The organism is Nocardioides sp., assembly GCF_035547795.1.
Classification (GTDB): domain Bacteria; phylum Actinomycetota; class Actinomycetes; order Propionibacteriales; family Nocardioidaceae; genus Nocardioides.
On sequence record NZ_DASZUF010000136.1, the window covers coordinates 1 to 15,984 of the forward strand.

Annotated in this window: 14 protein-coding genes; 4 read left to right on the forward strand and 10 right to left on the reverse strand. The window is 70.2% G+C overall.

Going from position 1 to position 15,984, the window contains the following annotated elements; translation table 11 throughout:
* Positions 1-1,344: DHA2 family efflux MFS transporter permease subunit (locus VHA72_RS09170; RefSeq protein ID WP_325574452.1), on the forward strand; the 1,344-nt coding region annotated here is incomplete at its 5' end.
* Positions 1,345-1,596: 252 nt separating this feature from the next.
* Here VHA72_RS09170 and fbaA read toward each other — a convergent pair.
* Positions 1,597-2,628 carry a class II fructose-bisphosphate aldolase gene (fbaA, locus tag VHA72_RS09175; RefSeq protein WP_325574454.1) on the reverse strand — a complete coding sequence of 344 codons (1,032 nt, stop codon included), beginning with the start codon at positions 2,626-2,628 and terminating at the stop codon, positions 1,597-1,599.
* Between the two features lie 123 nt (positions 2,629-2,751).
* Positions 2,752-3,390 carry a TrmH family RNA methyltransferase gene (locus tag VHA72_RS09180; RefSeq protein ID WP_325574475.1) on the reverse strand — a complete coding sequence of 213 codons (639 nt, stop codon included), beginning with the start codon at positions 3,388-3,390 and terminating at the stop codon, positions 2,752-2,754.
* A gap of 147 nt (positions 3,391-3,537) precedes the next feature.
* Here VHA72_RS09180 and VHA72_RS09185 point away from each other — a divergent pair, with 147 nt between their 5' ends.
* Positions 3,538-4,218 carry a DedA family protein gene (locus VHA72_RS09185; RefSeq protein WP_325574456.1) on the forward strand — a complete coding sequence of 227 codons (681 nt, stop codon included), beginning with the start codon at positions 3,538-3,540 and terminating at the stop codon, positions 4,216-4,218.
* 30 nt (positions 4,219-4,248) lie between these two features.
* Here VHA72_RS09185 and pyrE read toward each other — a convergent pair whose 3' ends face one another.
* Positions 4,249-4,779, reverse strand: coding sequence for an orotate phosphoribosyltransferase (pyrE, locus tag VHA72_RS09190; RefSeq protein WP_325574458.1), 531 nt, complete (start codon positions 4,777-4,779; stop codon positions 4,249-4,251).
* A gap of 30 nt (positions 4,780-4,809) precedes the next feature.
* Here pyrE and VHA72_RS09195 point away from each other — a divergent pair, with 30 nt between their 5' ends.
* A complete protein-coding gene (locus VHA72_RS09195; protein WP_325574476.1) occupies positions 4,810-5,961 on the forward strand; it encodes a pyridoxal phosphate-dependent aminotransferase in 1,152 nt (383 codons plus the stop codon).
* Positions 5,962-5,969: 8 nt separating this feature from the next.
* On the opposite strand, the gene VHA72_RS09200 is transcribed toward VHA72_RS09195, so the two are convergent.
* Together VHA72_RS09200 and clpB are read right to left on the reverse strand one after the other, a co-directional pair.
* Positions 5,970-6,803 carry an aldo/keto reductase gene (locus tag VHA72_RS09200; RefSeq protein WP_325574460.1) on the reverse strand — a complete coding sequence of 278 codons (834 nt, stop codon included), beginning with the start codon at positions 6,801-6,803 and terminating at the stop codon, positions 5,970-5,972.
* A 203-nt stretch (positions 6,804-7,006) separates the two neighbouring features.
* Complete coding sequence (gene clpB, locus VHA72_RS09205; RefSeq protein WP_325574462.1) at positions 7,007-9,592, reverse strand: ATP-dependent chaperone ClpB; 2,586 nt, start codon at positions 9,590-9,592, stop codon at positions 7,007-7,009.
* A gap of 234 nt (positions 9,593-9,826) precedes the next feature.
* Between clpB and VHA72_RS09210 the strand changes: the two genes are divergently transcribed.
* Complete coding sequence (locus tag VHA72_RS09210; protein WP_325574463.1) at positions 9,827-10,465, forward strand: hypothetical protein; 639 nt, start codon at positions 9,827-9,829, stop codon at positions 10,463-10,465.
* A 37-nt stretch (positions 10,466-10,502) separates the two neighbouring features.
* Here the strand turns inward: VHA72_RS09210 and VHA72_RS09215 are convergent, their stop codons facing one another.
* The 5 genes from VHA72_RS09215 to lepB form a co-directional block, all read right to left on the reverse strand.
* Positions 10,503-11,378, reverse strand: a complete 876-nt coding sequence (locus tag VHA72_RS09215; RefSeq protein ID WP_325574466.1) for an Abi-alpha family protein — start codon at positions 11,376-11,378, stop codon at positions 10,503-10,505.
* A complete protein-coding gene (locus tag VHA72_RS09220; protein ID WP_325574468.1) occupies positions 11,378-12,649 on the reverse strand; it encodes a DUF445 domain-containing protein in 1,272 nt (423 codons plus the stop codon). Before VHA72_RS09220 ends, VHA72_RS09215 begins: the two co-directional genes overlap by 1 nt.
* A 102-nt stretch (positions 12,650-12,751) precedes the next feature.
* Positions 12,752-13,681, reverse strand: a complete 930-nt coding sequence (locus VHA72_RS09225; RefSeq protein ID WP_325574470.1) for an Abi-alpha family protein — start codon at positions 13,679-13,681, stop codon at positions 12,752-12,754.
* Entirely contained in the window at positions 13,681-14,955 is a 1,275-nt protein-coding gene (locus tag VHA72_RS09230; RefSeq protein ID WP_325574472.1) for a DUF445 domain-containing protein, read from the reverse strand. The genes VHA72_RS09225 and VHA72_RS09230 overlap by 1 nt, the downstream gene beginning before the upstream one ends.
* 91 nt (positions 14,956-15,046) lie before the next feature.
* On the reverse strand, positions 15,047-15,643 hold the full coding sequence (lepB, locus tag VHA72_RS09235) for a signal peptidase I (RefSeq protein WP_325574473.1): 597 nt from the start codon (positions 15,641-15,643) through the stop codon (positions 15,047-15,049).
* Positions 15,644-15,984: the final 341 nt, after the last annotated feature.

The window sequence follows — 15,984 nt, forward strand, 5'->3', positions numbered from 1 at the left end:
AGCGTCAACCAGGTGGTGTGGGTCTCCAGCGCCTACATGCTGGCCTACGCGGTGCCGGTGCTGATCACCGGGCGGCTCGGCGACCGGTTCGGCTCGAAGCGGCTCTACCTGGCTGGACTGACCGTGTTCACGCTCGCCTCGCTGTGGTGCGGCCTGACCTCCACGATCGAGATGCTGATCCTCGCCCGGGTGGTGCAGGGCCTGGGCGCCTCGATGATGACGCCGCAGACGATGGCGATCATCACCCGGATCTTCCCCGCCGCCGACCGCGGCAAGGCGATGGCGGTCTGGGGCGCCACCGCGGGCGTCGCCATGGTCGTCGGCCCGGTCCTGGGCGGCGTCCTGACCGACGGCCTGGGCTGGGAGTGGATCTTCTTCGTCAACATCCCCGTCGGCATCCTGGCCTTCGCCCTGGCGATGCGGCTGGTGCCGTCGCTGCCGACCCACGAGCACAGCTTCGACTGGGTCGGCGTGGCCCTGTCCGGCGTCGGCCTGTTCCTGCTCGCCTTCGGCATCCAGGAAGGCCATGACAAGCACTGGGCCGGCTGGATCATCGCGATGATCGTGGGCGGCGTGGTCTTCCTGGCCCTGTTCGTGTTCTGGCAGGCCCGCAACAGCCGCGAGCCGCTGGTGCCACTGAGCCTGTTCGGCGACCGCAACTTCTCCGTCTCCAACGCCGCCATCACCATGATGGGCGCGGTCGGCGCCTCGATGGGCTACCCGCTGATGCTCTACGCGCAGGCCGTGCGCGGCGACAGCCCGACTCAGTCGGCGCTGCTGCTGGTCCCGATGGCGATCATGTCGATCCTGCTGGCCCAGTTCGTCGGCGGGCTGACCGACCGGCTGCACCCGCGCCTGATCGTGGGCTTCGGCTTCGTGGCCAGCTTCGTCGGCATGCTCTCGCTCTCGCTGCAGCTCAAGCCGAGCGCGCACATCTGGACCCTCTGCGTCTCGATGGTGATCATCGGCATCGGGAACGCCTTCATCTGGTCGCCGACCGCGGCGACGGCCACCCGCAACCTGCCGATGCATCTGGCCGGCGCCGGCTCCGGGGTCTACAACGCCACCCGCCAGGTCGGATCGGTGATGGGCTCGGCGGCGATCGCGGTGCTGATGGACTCCCGGCTGGCCGCACTGCTGCCGGGCGCGAGCGCACACGGCGATGCCGGCGCCGCCAAGATCACCGACGCCCATGTCGCGTCGCTGTTCTCCACCGCGATGAAGGACTCGATGCTGCTGCCGACGGCGCTGTTCATCGTCGGCTTCATCGCGGTGATGTACTACGAGCGACCCCGCCACGCCGGCTTCGGCAGCGCGGCCGCGCCCGCTGCTGCCGGCCACTGAGCCCGGCTACCGAGCCCGGCTACCGAGCCCGGTCACCTGAGCCTGCGCCTGACCCCGCCGACGGTCGCGATCGCGCCGTCGGCAGGGGTGTGCCGGCCGGGTCGAGTGGTGCCCTCCGGCATGTAGGCATAGGGGCACACTCGCGTCCCTATGCCTACATCTTGGGAGACACCTCTTCTTCGGGCGGCTCCAAGGCGAGCAGGTGACCGCCGGGCGACCCTGAGCGGCCACGGGGACGTCAGGAGGACCGAATCAGCCGATCGCCTGACCGGCCGACCCGAGGTGCTGGGCGGCCTCGACGACGCGGGCGGCCATACCGGCCTCGGCGGCCTTGCCCCAGCTGCGTGGGTCGTAGGTCTTCTTGTCGCCGACCTCGCCGTCGACCTTGAGCACCCCGCTGTAGTTGCGGAACATGTGGTCGGCGACCGGGCGGGTGAACGCGTACTGCGTGTCGGTGTCGACGTTCATCTTCACCACGCCGTAGGAGACGGCCGCCGCAATCTCCTCCTCCGTCGAGCCCGAGCCGCCGTGGAAGACCAGGTTGAACGGCTTGGCGCCGGCCGCGAGACCGAGCTTCTCGGCCACCGCCTCCTGGGCGTTCTTGAGGATCTCGGGGCGGAGCCTGACGTTGCCCGGCTTGTAGACCCCATGCACGTTGCCGAAGGTGAGCGCGGTCAGGTACACGCCGTTCTCGCCGGTGCCGAGCGCCTGCGCGGTCGCGATCGCGTCCTCGGGGGTGGAGTAGAGCTTCTCGTCCATGGCGCCGACGATGCCGTCCTCCTCGCCGCCGACGACGCCGACCTCGATCTCGAGCACGACCTTCGCCTGGGCGGCCTTGGCGAGCAGCTCCTCGGCGATCTCCAGGTTCTCGGCCAGCGGTACGACGGAGCCGTCCCACATGTGAGACTGGAACAGCGGGGCCTCGCCCCGGGCGACCCGCTCGGCCGAGAGCGCGAGCAGCGGCCGCACGAAGCCGTCGAGCTTGTCCTTGGGGCAGTGGTCGGTGTGCAGGGCGATGTTGACGCCGTACTTCTTGGCGACCTCGGTGGCGTAGGCGGCGAAGGCCACCGAGCCGGTGACCATGTCCTTGACGGTCGGGCCGGAGAGGTACTCCGCGCCGCCGGTGGAGATCTGGATGATGCCGTCGGAGCCGGCCTCGGCGAACCCGGCGAGCGCTGCATTGAGCGTCTGTGAGGACGAGACGTTGATCGCCGGGAAGGCGAATCCCCTCTCCTTCGCCGTGGCGAGCATCTCGGCGTACTTCTCGGGGCTGGCGATCGGCATCTCGGTCTCCTCCAGTGGCCTGTCCGGGCGCGTCTGCCGCCTCACAGTAGTGCGGCGGACCTCGCTTGAAACTTGGAGCGATCCAACCGAGGTGACGACCACCACATGCCGGTTCAGGGCCGCTCAGCCGCGCCAGGCGGTCTCCGCCGAGAGGTCGGCGTACTCCCGGATCCAGGAGTGCATCGCGATCGCGGCCGCGGCGGAGGCGTTGATCGAGCGGGTCGAGCCGAACTGCGCGATCGAGAACGTCGCGTCGCAGGCCTGGCGGGCCTGCTCGGAGAGCCCCGGACCCTCCTGACCGAAGAGGAAGCAGACCTGGCGCGGCATCCGCATCGTCTCCAGGTGCAGCGACCCGGGCAGGTTGTCGATGCCGAGCAGGCGAATGCCGCGCTCACGCAGGTACGCCGCCAGCTCGGCCACCGTCGCGTGGTGGCGGATGTGCTGGTAGCGGTCGGTCACCATCGCCCCGCGGCGGTTCCACCGGCGGTTTCCGACGATGTGCACCTCGGCGGCCAGGAACGCGTTGGCGGTGCGCACGATCGTGCCGATGTTGAAGTCGTGCTGCCAGTTCTCGATCGCCACGTGGAACGTGTGCCGGCGGGTGTCGAGGTCGGCCACGATGGCCTCCATCCGCCAGTAGCGGTAGCGGTCGACGACGTTGCGCCGGTCGCCGCCCGCGAGCAGCTCGGGGTCCCACACGTCGCCCTCGGGCCAGGGTCCCTGCCAGGGGCCGACGCCGACCTCGGCCGGCCCGTGCGGCATCGGGTCGTAGGGTGCCCGGCGCTCGTCGAATGCCCCGGAGGGCAGCTGTGTGCTCACGGCTCGCTCGTCTTCATCTCAAGTTCAGGTGTCGCCGACTAGGGTTCGTGTGTGCACGATCTTCTCGTCCAGGCCCTCAGCCTCCATGATGTGACCCGGTGGCTCAGCCCGGACTTCCTTCTCCACCAGTTCGGTGCCGCCCTCTTCTGGCTCGGGATCATCGTGCTGTTCATCGAGTGCGGCCTGCTGTTCCCGTTCCTCCCCGGCGACACCCTGCTCTTCGCGATGGGTCTGTTCATCGCCGAGGACAAGGTCGACATCATCCCCGGCGGACACGTCGGCGACCTCGTCTTCGCGCTGGTGATCTACACCGCTGCCGCGTTCGCCGGCAACGTGACCGGCTATCTGATCGGCGAGAAGGTCGGGCCGCGGATCTACCAGCACGACGGCAAGATCATCAAGCGCGAGTACCTCGACAAGACCTCCGAGTTCTTCGACCGGCACGGCCACACCGCGCTGGTCGCGGGCCGGTTCGTGCCGTTCGTGCGCACCTACATCACGCTGGTCGCCGGCGTGACCAAGATGCGCAAGCACGTCTTCTTCGTCTGGAGCTTCATCGGAGCCGTCGGCTGGGTGGTGGCGCTGACGCTGATCGGCTACATCCTCGGCCGGTCCTTCCCCGGGCTGGGCAAGTACATCGACCTGGTCACCTACGGCCTGCTCGGCGTCACCGTCGTGGTGCTCGCCTACGAGTGGGTGCGCAAGCAGCGCGAGCAGCGACACGCCGCGGCGGACAGTCCGGGGCGAAAATCACCTGCCACCCGCCAGTGACGCTGAGGTGCGCCCCGGATTGTCCGGGGGTCAGGCCCGCTGAACGGCGTCCAGCTCGGCACGGGTGAGCACCGAGCGGATCTCCAGCCCGACATCGCGCAGCGACTCGCCCGGCTGTGGCGAGCGGTCGATCGCGCACACCACGGTGTCGATGATCGCGCCTGCGGGGCGCAGCGCGTTGACGGCGTCGCGGACGGCGCCGCCGGAGGTGATCACGTCCTCGATGAGGGTGACTCGCCGGCCGTCGAACGACGGGCCCTCGGCGAGCTTGGCGGTGCCGTACTCCTTGGCCTTCTTGCGGATGAAGACGACCGGGATCCCGGTCTTGGCCGAGACCATGGTGGCGATCGGGATGCCGCCCATCTCCAGGCCGCCGAGCAGCTCGGTGCCCTCGGGCAGCAGCTCCACCATCCGGGCGGCCACCCGGTCCAGCAGCGCGGGCTGCGCCTCGAAGAGGTACTTGTCGAAGTAGGTGTCGCTCACCTGACCGGAACGCAGGGTGAACTCCCCGTGCAGGCGGCAGGTGGCGTCGATGTCGGCGGCAAGCGTGGGATCGGTCACGCGGCTACCTTAGAGCCCGTGACGGAGCCAGTGATCGCCTCCCGCCTGCGTGGGATCCCACCCACGATCTTCACCGAGATGTCGGCGCTGGCGGCGGCCACCGGCGCGGTCAACCTCGGCCAGGGCTTCCCGGACGTCGACGGCCCGCGCGAGGTCGTCCAGCGCGCGGAGGCGGCGCTGCGCGGTGGGGCGAACCAGTACGCGCCCGGCCCCGGCGTACCGGCGCTGCGCACGGCGATCGCGCGCCACCAGGAGCGGCACTACGGCCTCACTCTCGACCCGATGACCGAGGTGGTGGTGACCACCGGCGCTACCGAGGCGATCGCGGCGGCGATGCTCGCCCTGGTCGACCCGGGCGACGAGGTGATCGTGCTGGAGCCGTTCTACGACTCCTATCCGGCGACCATCCAGATGGCGGGAGGGGTACGGCGACCGGTCACCCTGCGGGCGCCGGCGTTCAGGCTGGACGTGGACGCCCTGCGCGCGGCGGTGAGCGACCGGACCCGGCTGATCCTGCTCAACAGCCCGCACAACCCGACCGGTACGGCGCTGACGCCCTCCGAGCTCGACGCGGTCGCCTCGATCGCGATCGAGCACGACCTGCTGGTGGTCACCGACGAGGTCTACGAGCACCTGACCTACGACGTGCCGCACGTGCCGCTGGCGACCATCCCGGGGATGTTCGAGCGCACCCTGACCATCTCCAGCATCGGCAAGTCCTACTCGCTCACCGGCTGGAAGGTCGGCTGGGCCACCGGGCCGGCACGCCTGGTCGAGGCCGTGCTGGCCGCCAAGCAGTGGCTGACGTTCACCTCCGGCGCGCCGCTGCAGCCGGCGGCGGCGTACGCCCTCGACGAGCACGGCGACTGGCCACGGGAGCTCGCCGCCGACCTGCGGGTACGGCGCGACCTGCTCTGCCAGGGCCTGCGCAGCCTGGGACTGGACGTCGTCGTACCCGAGGGCACCTACTTCGCCACCACCGACATCAGCGCGCTCGGCTGGGCCGACGGCGACGCCTTCTGCCGCGCGCTACCGCACCGTGCCGGCGTGGTGGCCATCCCGACCCAGGGGTTCTACGACTCCGACGCCGGTCGGATGCTGGTGCGCTGGGCCTTCTGCAAGCGCCCGGAGCTGATCGAGGAGGCGCTGGGCCGGCTGGCCGGCGCCGATCTCCACGCCTGAGTCCGCGCTCACATCTCCTCGTGGGTGTCGGGGTCGCCACCGAAGAGCCGGCCGTCGGGTCGCCCGAGCGCGGTGATGGCCGCCACCTCGGCGTCGGTCAGCTCGATGTCGAAGATCGACAGGTTCTCGGCCTGGCGGCCCGGGTCGGCTGACTTCGGGATCGGGATGGAGCCGAGCTGGTGGTGCCAGCGCAGGATCACCTGCCCCGGGCTCACGCCGAGCCGGTCGGCGGGCTCGCGCACGGCGGGGGCGTCGTACTGCGCCTGGCGCTTGCCCAGCGGGCTCCATGCCTCGGTGCGGATGCCCAGCTCGGCGTGAACGGCCCGCATCCGCTCCTGCGGGAACAGCGGATGCATCTCGATCTGGTTGACCACCGGGGTCACGCCGGTCGCCTCGATGATCCGGCGCAGGTGCGCCTCGGTGAAGTTGGAGACGCCGATCGCCTTCACCAGCCCCTGTTCCTGCAGGTCGACCAGGGCCTGCCAGGCCTCGACGTAGAGGTCGACCGACGGGTTCGGCCAGTGGATGAGGTGCAGGTCGAGGTAGTCCAGTCCGAGCCGCTTCAGCGAGTCCTTGGTGGAGGCGATGGCCTTGTCGTAGGCGTGGTCGCGGCCGGGGATCTTGCTGGTCACCCGCAGCTCGTCGCGCGGCACGCCGGCACGGCGCAGTGCCTCGCCGACCTCGGTCTCGTTCTGGTAGTTGACCGCCGTGTCGACGAGGCGATACCCGATCCTGATCGCGCTGGCGATGGCCTCGACGCCCTCCCGGCCGCGCAACGGGTAGGTGCCGAAGCCGATCGCCGGGAGGGTGCTGCCGTCGTGGAGGGTGTAGGTCGGGGTCACGCTGCCGATCCTAGGCACCACCCGCGTGTCGCCGGCCAAGGCGTCACCGGCTGGCCTGCCTGCCGCCGGCCAAAGTGTCACCGTGATAGTTCGCGGTCCAAGTGACAGCTCCAAAGTGTCACCCGCCACCCAAAGTGTCACCGTGACACTTTGGAACTATCACGGTGACACTTTGGAGGCAGCCCCAAGGAGGCCCGGGTGGATCAGACGCTCAGCACCAGGCCGTCCTTCCCGCGGTCGACGACCACCTGGCCGCCGTCGGTGACCTCGCCGCCGATGAGCATCTTGGCCAGCCGGTCGCCGATGGCGGACTGGACCAGCCGGCGCAGCGGCCGGGCGCCGTACGCCGGGTCGTAGCCGACCTCGGCCAGCCACTCCTTGGCCGCCGGCGTGACCTCGATCGCGATACGCCGCACCGCGAGCCGCCGCTCCAGCGACGCGAGCTGCAGGTCGACGATGTGGGTCAGCTGCTCCTTGGTGAGCGCCTCGAAGATCACGATCTCGTCGAGCCGGTTGAGGAACTCCGGCTTGAAGCTCGACCGCACCATCGCCATCACGGACTCGCGCTGCTTCTCCGGGTCGAGCAGCGGATCGGTGAGGTACATCGAGCCGAGGTTCGAGGTCAGGATCACGATGGTGTTGCGGAAGTCGACCGTGCGGCCCTGACCGTCGGTGAGCCGACCGTCGTCGAGCACCTGCAGCAGGATGTCGAAGACCTCGGGATGGGCCTTCTCCACCTCGTCGAGGAGGACGACGGAGTAGGGCCGACGGCGGACCGCCTCGGTCAGCTGACCGCCCTCGTCGTACCCGACGTAGCCGGGAGGCGCACCGACCAGCCGGGCCACCGCGTGCTTCTCGGAGTACTCCGACATGTCGATGCGCACGATGGCGCGCTCGTCGTCGAAGAGGAAGTCCGCCAGCGACTTGGCCAGCTCGGTCTTGCCGGTGCCGGTGGGGCCGAGGAAGAGGAACGAGCCGGTCGGCCGGTTGGGGTCGGCGATGCCGGCCCGCGAGCGCCGGACGGCGTCGGCGACGGCGCGCACGGCGTCATCCTGGCCGATCAGGCGCTTGCCGATCTCGGCCTCCATGGAGAGCAGCTTGGCGGTCTCGCCCTGCAGCATCCGGCCGGTCGGGATGCCGGTCCAGGCCTCCACCACCTCGGCGACCTGCTCGGCGCCGACCTCCTCGCCGACCAGCGGCTGGACGTCGGCCTTCTCGGCCTCCTTGGCCTGCGCGATCTGGTACTCCAGCGCCGGGATGCGGCCGTAGAGCAGCTCGGAGGCGCCGCCGAGGTCCCCCTCGCGCTGCAGCCGCTCGGCCTCGCTGCGCAGCTGGTCGAGCTGACGACGCAGCTCGCCCTCGCCCTCCAGGGACGCCTTCTCACGTTCCCAGCGAGCCTCGAGGCCGCGCAGCTCCTCCTCCTTGTTCGCCAGGTCCTCGCGCAGGTGGGCCAGCCGCTCCACGGAGGCGTCATCCGTCTCCTTGGCGAGCGCGAACTCCTCCATCTTCAGCCGGTCGACCTGACGGCGGAGCTGGTCGATCTCCTCCGGGCTGGACTCGATCTCCATCCGCAGCCGCGAGGCGGCCTCGTCGATCAGGTCGATCGCCTTGTCGGGCAGCTGCCGACCGGTGATGTAGCGGTCGGAGAGCGTCGCGGCGGCGACCAGCGCGGCGTCGGTGATCCGCACGCCGTGGTGCGCCTCGTACTTCTCCTGGATGCCGCGCAGGATCTGGATGGTGTCCTCGACGCTCGGCTCACCGACGAAGACCTGCTGGAAGCGGCGCTCGAGCGCCGGGTCCTTCTCGATCCGCTCGCGGTACTCGTCCAGCGTGGTCGCGCCGATCATGTGCAGTTCGCCGCGGGCGAGCATCGGCTTGAGCATGTTGCCGGCATCCATCGAGCTGTCGCCGCCGGCGCCGGCGCCGACTACGGTGTGCAGCTCGTCGATGAAGGTGATGATCTGGCCCTCGGCCTGCTTGATCTCCTCGAGCACGGCCTTGAGCCGCTCCTCGAACTCACCGCGGTACTTCGCTCCTGCGACCATGCCCATCAGGTCCAGGCTGAGCACCCGGCGACCCTTCAGCGAGTCGGGTACGTCGCCGGCCACCACGCGCTGGGCCAGCCCTTCGACGACGGCCGTCTTGCCGACGCCGGGCTCGCCGATCAGCACCGGGTTGTTCTTGGTACGCCGGGAGAGCACCTGCACCACCCGACGGATCTCGGCGTCCCGGCCGATGACCGGGTCGAGCCGGCCCTCCTCGGCCGCCTTGGTGAGGTCGACGGAGTACTTGTCCAGCGCCTCGTAGGTCGACTCCGCATCCTGCGAGGTGACCCGGCGGTTGCCGCGCAGCGCGCTCAGCGACTCGCGCAGCCCGTCGGCGGTCAGGCCGGCGTCGGTGATGACCCGCTTCGCACTGGAATCCACGGTCGCCAGGCTGATCAGCAGGTGCTCGGTGGCGACGTACTCGTCCTTCATCGACTGCGCCAGCTCGAGTGCGCCGGCCAGCACCCGGGAGAGTGCGGCGCTGCCGCTGGGCTGCCCGACCGTCTCGCCGCTGACCCGCGGGAGCGCATCGCGCTGGGCGGCGGCCGCACGCACCAGCGCGGGCGCGTCCGCACCGGCCTTGGCCACCAGCGTCGCCGCGGTGCCCTCCTCCTGGAGGAGGAGGGCGACGAGCAGGTGGATCGGCTCGATGGTGGAGTTGCCGGCGGTGGTCGCCGACAGCTGCGCGGCCTCGATGGCCTCGCGGCTCCTGGTCGTGAACTTGTCGACCCCGAACTGGCTCATGTCTGTGGCTTCTCCTGCTGTCGGTTGGCTATGACCGCACGTCCAAGTGTGCTGGTCATCAGGCACAACACACCAGAAGTTGAGTCCATTCCACTCAACTTTAATCAAGGGGAGCACTCAGGGCGAACGAGGCAGCGTCACGCGGCCCGATTCGACGTGAGCCCGAATCTCTGGTCCCCTTGGACTACTCAGATAGCCCGAAAGTACTACTCCTGCTCGGTGCGAGGAGTCCCGATGACCGTTCATCCGTTCACCTACGACCTGCCCCGCGGCGGCCGCCACGTCAGCCCGCGCGCGGTCGCCCCGATCGCCTCGCTGCGCACTCGGGTCAGCCAGTTGATGCCGGTCGGCCTGCTGGTCGTCGCCACCTCGGCGGCGGTCGCGGTGGCGCTGCCCCACGACGACTCGTCGGTCGCCCCCGGCGACGCGCACCGATCGCTCGCGGCACCCCAGCACCGCCCGGTCGGCGTCGTCACCGGCGGGACCACCGCAAGCGCGGTCGGCCACGTCGCCGACCAGACCAGGAGCCACCTGGCCGCCGACGCGACGGACCCCGCCGCGGCGACACTGACGATGGCCGGGAAGCACCGCGCCGCGGGCGTCGCCGACGCTGGTACGACGAGCACGGCCACCGGCAAGCACCGGCTCGCGCCGACCCCGAAGCACACCACCCGCGCCGACCCGCAGCAGAAGCCCGACCCGGAGCCGGCGGCCATGCCGTCGGCTGCGGCGGCCTCGGGCAGCGCGGCGGCGCCTTCGACCGCCCCGAGCCCCGACGGCGGCGGCCTCAGCACCACGACCGGGCTGGTCGGGGGCGTCCTCGGCGGCGTGCTGGATGGCGTCGGCGGCCTGCTCGGCGCTCCCGCGAGCTAGCCGAGCCGGTCGAACCGGTCCAGCTGACTCGGCCGGCTCACGGCGCCGGCGGCTCGGACGCCTCGCCGGCCTCCGGAGTCTGGTGCTCGGGGTAGTCCTGGTCGGCCTCGGCCTCCTCGACCAGGCACGTGCGACAGAAGTCCTCCCCGAACGGCGTCAGGTGGATGGAGCGCCGTACCACCTTGGCGAACTTGACGCTGTGCAGCGCCGCCAGCACGTCCGGCTGGGCCTCGAGCACCTGGTACTCCCCCGGATCGCGCAGCGCTTCCTTGGAGAACCACACCAGGCCGAGCCGGAAGAGGTTGTTGAGGTACGCCGGCACGTGGTCGTGGTAGCGCACCCCGGCCCGTGACCCGATCATGGTCAGCCCGGGCGCGATCAGCTCGGAGCTGACCAGCCCGATCGGTCCGCCGGTACGGACGTCGACCGACGGCTGCGGCCCGCCCTGCAGCAGCAGGAGCAGGATCCGGGCCTCGTCGGGGGCGAGCTCGTCCAGGATGCGCGCATAGGCCGGGTGGCCCTGCTCGTTTGACCACACGTCGCGGGAGCGCTCCAGCAGCTCGGCCCCGCGGCGGCGCAGCGCCTCCGGCGAGCCTGCCCGCTGGGGCGCGGAGACCACCGGCGGCTCCGCCAGCGACGCACCGGCGCTGCTCAGTGCGGTCGCGACCGGTACGCCCGCGACGACCGACCGGGCCAGCTCGGAGGCGACCCCGACGACGTCGGCGGCGTCGCGGGCCAACGCCGCCATCTCGCCCGGGTCGACCATCGCGCGGGCGACGCGCAGGCCGGTGCGCAGCGACGTACGCACGCCCCACTCGGTGGTGTGCAGCCAGGCCGAGCCGGCGATCCGAGCCAGGCCCGGCACCGCGCGGGCGGCGGGCACCAGGGCCGGCGTCCGAGAGACGCGGGCCATCAGTGCCCCACTCCGAAGATCGCGAGGTGCAGGAAGCCGCCCGCCAGGCCCATGATCGCGCCGTGGGCGTAGAGCATCCACTCATCCTCCTTGATCGCGGCCCGCATCATCTCAACGAAGTCGGCGGCGGGAAGTTCCTTGGTGCGGCGGGAGACCAGCGCCTCGATCTTGTCCGCCTGGCGCCTGCTGAACTCGGGATCCTGGAACGGCACCAGGGTCTGGTCGGCCGCGGACCGGGCCACCGAGGCACCGATCCGGTCGTAGCGCTGCGCTCCCACTGCCACCCTGACCGCGGCGCGATAGGGCCCGGCGGCGCGGTCGATGGCGGGCCGCAGCGCCGCCGCCAACATCGCGTACGTCGCATCGCCGCGGGGACCGTTGAGCAGGAAGTCGCCGATCCGCTCCAGCGTGATGACGTCGCTGGCGATGATCCGGGCGTAGACCTCGGCCGCCTCCGGCTGCCGGCGCGGGAACAGGCCCTGCACGGTGATGCCGAGGATCCGGCGCGGCTCCGGCGGGTCGAAGATCAGCCACATGCCGAGCAGGTTGGTCACCCAGCCGACCACCACGCCGAGCACCGGCAGCAGCCACCAGATCCCGGCGAGGCTGTCGACCACCGCGACCGGGATGCCGAGCAGGAAGCCGAAGATGAAGCCGAAGGCGACCATCAGGTTGAGCTCGCGCTGGCCGAAGTCGCGGAAGATGCTGACCACGACCTGCGGGTTGGCGCGGAAGTGCTCGATCACCATCAGCTTGGGATCAAGCAGCTGGTCGATGTGGACGCCGATCTCGGTGGTGACCTGGCCGACGATGTCGGGCAGCTGTGCCTGGACCCGCTCCACGATCGCCGTCCGGACCGGCGCCGGCAGGTCGCGCCACAGCCGGGGGTGCTCGGTCAGCATCACCTCGTCGACCAGCGCGGGCACCTGCGGCCGGAACACCTCGACGATGTGGGCGGCGATCTGGTCGGGCTCGAGCTGCTGGTAGAACTCCGCCGGCGTCCCGAGCTTGGCGATCGCCTTGTCGACGGCGATGCTGCCCATCTTGGCGGCGCGCGCCGGGATGATCCCCTGCCAGCCCACGCCGCCGTTGGCGATGCCCGGCACCTCCTGCAGCTTGCGCGGCAGCACACCCGCCAGCTCGCGCATCCCGGGCACGGTGACGCCCTTGAAGTGGATCGGCGCGAACAGCATGTAGAGGCCCGACCAGTTGATCAGCCAGCCGATCACGCCGGTGAACACCGGGATCGTCGCCAGATGGACCCAGCTCACGCCGTCAGCCCAGTCCCGGAGCCAGTCGATCAAAGGCCGCACCCTTCGCAGTCAGCCCTCCCCCACCGGGAGCGTAGCGGGAAGGCCGGGCGAGGGGTGCGATCAGTCGGAGACCGGACTCTCCGTGGCCGCGTCCGGAGGCGCCTCGTGCGAGGGCAGCGCCGCAAGCTCGTCGGCCTCGGCGAAGCAGATCCGGGCGAAGTCCTGTCCGAACGGCGTCAGGTGGATGCTGCGTCTGATCATCTTGGCGGAGCGCACCGAGTGCACCGCGTCGAGTACGTCGGGCTGGGCCTCCACCACCTGATATCGCAGCAGTTCGCTGACCGGCTCGGGTGACTGCCACAGCAACCCCAGCCGAGTGAGGTTGTTGAGGTACTGCGGCACCGCCTCGGGATAGCGCACGCTCGCCCGCGACCCGATCATGGTCAGCCCACGCGCGATCGTCCGCTCGGCCTTGAACCGGCCGACCGGGCCGGAGAGCCGGACGTCGACGCTCGGCTGCGGGCCGTCCCGCAGCAGCAGGACCAGGATGCGGGCCTCGTCGGGGGCGAGCTCGCGCAGGATGCCGGCGTACGCCGGGTGCCGGGAGTCGGTGTCCCACACGTCGCGGCTGCGCCGCAGCAGGGCCTCGCCCTCGCGTCGCAGCCGCTGCTCCTCGCCCTCCTGGCGGGGCCGGCGGCCGCGCTGCTCCAGCGCGAGCCGGGTGCGCTCCAGCGCCGGCAGGCCCCAGCGCTCCATCGCCTCGGAGATCGGGCCGCCGCGGGCGACCGACTTGGCGAAGTCGGTGATCTGCCCGGTGACCACGCTCAGGTCGTCACTGAGCGCGGCCGCCTCGTCCGGATCGATCACCGCGCGCAGCACCCGACTGGCGGTGCGGGCGTAGGCGGCCACCGACCAGCCCGCGGTGTGGGCCACGGTGAGCGCGCCCAGGCGCAGGACGCCGGGCAGTGCGTCCAGGGTCGAGCCGACCAGGCTGGGCGGCGTCGGCGTACGCGTGGTCGCGGGCGCCGTGGCAGCGACGTCGAGTGCCATCAGCCGACTCCGAAGATCCACAGGTGCAGGAAGCCGCCGGCGAGGCCCATGATCGCCCCGTGGGCGTAGAGCAGCCACTCGTCCTCCTTGATCGCTGCCCGCATCATCTCCACGAAGACCGGTGCCGGCAACGCCCGGCAACGCTCCGCGATCAGGCTACGGATGCGGTGCGACTGGCGCTCGCTGAACGCCGCGTCACGCAGCGGCGTGATGGTGTAGTCGACGGCCTGCTCGGCCACCGACGCCCTGATGCTGTCGAACTTCCGTGCCCCGACCGCGACTCGAACGGCGGCGTGCGCCGGCCCGATCGCGGCGTCGACGGCCGGCTGCAGCGCGGCGGCGAGCATCTGCCGGGTCCGGTCGCCGGAGGGGCCGTTGAGCAGGAAGTCGCCGATCCGCTCCAGGGTGATCACGTCCATGGCGATGTGCTTGCCGTAGACGTCGGAGGCCTCCCACTGCCGCTGGGCGAAGAGCGCCTGGATCTTGAACGGCCCGATCCGGACCGGGTTGGGCGGCTCGAAGATCAGCCACATCCCGAGCTTGTTGGTCACCCAGCCGACCACGATGCCCATCACCGGCAGCAACCAGGCCTGGTGCAGCCACTGGTCGACGAAGGCGACCGGGACGCCGAGCAGGAAACCGAAGACGAAGCCGAAGATCACCATCATCCGCAGCTCGCGCCTGCCGAAGTCCTTGAAGATCCGCACCACGATCTGCGGGTTCTTCTCGAAGTTCTCGATCACCATCAGCTTCGGGTCGAGCAGCTGGTCGATGTGGTCGCCGATCTCGGTGGTGACCCGGCGTACGACGTGGGGCAGCTGCCGCTTGACCCGCTCCACCACCGTCTGGCGCACGGATCGGGGCAGGTCGCGCCACAGCCGCGGGTGCTCGCGCCACATGATCTCGTCGACCAGCAGCGGCAGCTCGGGCTCGAAGACACTGACGATGTGCTCGGCGATCACGTCCGGCTCGAGCTGCTGGTAGAAGTCGCTGGCGGTGGCCATCTTGGCCAGCGCCTTGTCGACGGCGATCGAGCCCATCTTGGCGGCGCGCGCCGGCACGATGCCCTGCCAGCCCAGGCTGCCCTGCAGGATCCCGGGCACCTCCTGCAGCTTGCGCGGCAGACTGCCCGCCACGTCCTTGAAGCCCGGAATCCGGAACCCATGGAAGTGGATGGGCGCGAACAGCATCCACAGACCGGTCCAGTTGATCAGCCAGCCGATGACGGCCGTGAAGATCGGCACCGACCAGAAGTGGACCCAGTTGACGTCCACGTGTCTCCCTCCCCGGATGTGACCCCCACCACTCCGAAACTGGACCGGATGCTACCGACCAGTACGACATCGTCGTGACAGGTGTCCAGAGTTAGTCCGTGTGGGCCACCAGGCGCACACCCTGCCCGATCCGACCGAATCTGCCCAGCGGCATGATCCGCAGGCTCAGCTTCGCCTTGATGCCCGAGGCCCGCACCGGGCCGAACATCCGCGAGTCGGTGGAGCCGCCCCAGTTGTCCCCCATCACGAAGTAGCTGTCGGCAGGCACCGTGGCCCACCGCATCTTGCCGTCGCCGGTCACGTTGGTGACCTTGTCGCTGCAGCAGGACGAGGTCGCCGAACCGATCTGCGGACCCCACGTCGGGTTGTCCACCCTGTACGTCGTCCGGGAACCCTTCGGCCTGAGATAGACCACCGGCTTCGTGCCGCCCTGGATGGCGATCTGGTCGCCGGGCATGCCGATCACCCGCTTGACGATCGCCGCGCCGCCCGCGTTGCCGTCGTAGGCCGGCTCGGTCGCCTCCACGAGGTCGAACCGCTTGATGTCGTGCTTGGCCATGATGTCGACCTCGAGCCGGTCACCGGATCTCAGGGTGGGCAGCATCGACGTGCCGTCCACCCGGACCGAGAACGTCAGGCCGATGATCAGGACCAGCATCAGCACGAAGAACAGGCCGAGCGCGGCCACGCCGGCGACCATGCCGAGCCCGCCGTACTCCGTGCTTCCCGTGCTTCCCGTGCGTCCCGTGCGCTCCCTCGACCGCGACCGCATCCGCGTCATACCCCAGCCCCTCCGCCGTCTCCCTCGTCGACAGCGGCAGCGTAACCGTCGGCTGCAGAAGTAGGGATCTTCGGTCGCGACTGGACGAAACTGAGAAATCTGTCCAGATGTACTTGACGGTAACGTGTGACGGCCGCCACCCTATGCGATACCACTCGGGGCATCTGGTATGGCCAGCCACCGGGGTGGGTCATCCGCTCGTGGAGGGCGAGCGAATAACGAGGGAGCAACAGTTGAAGAAGATCAAG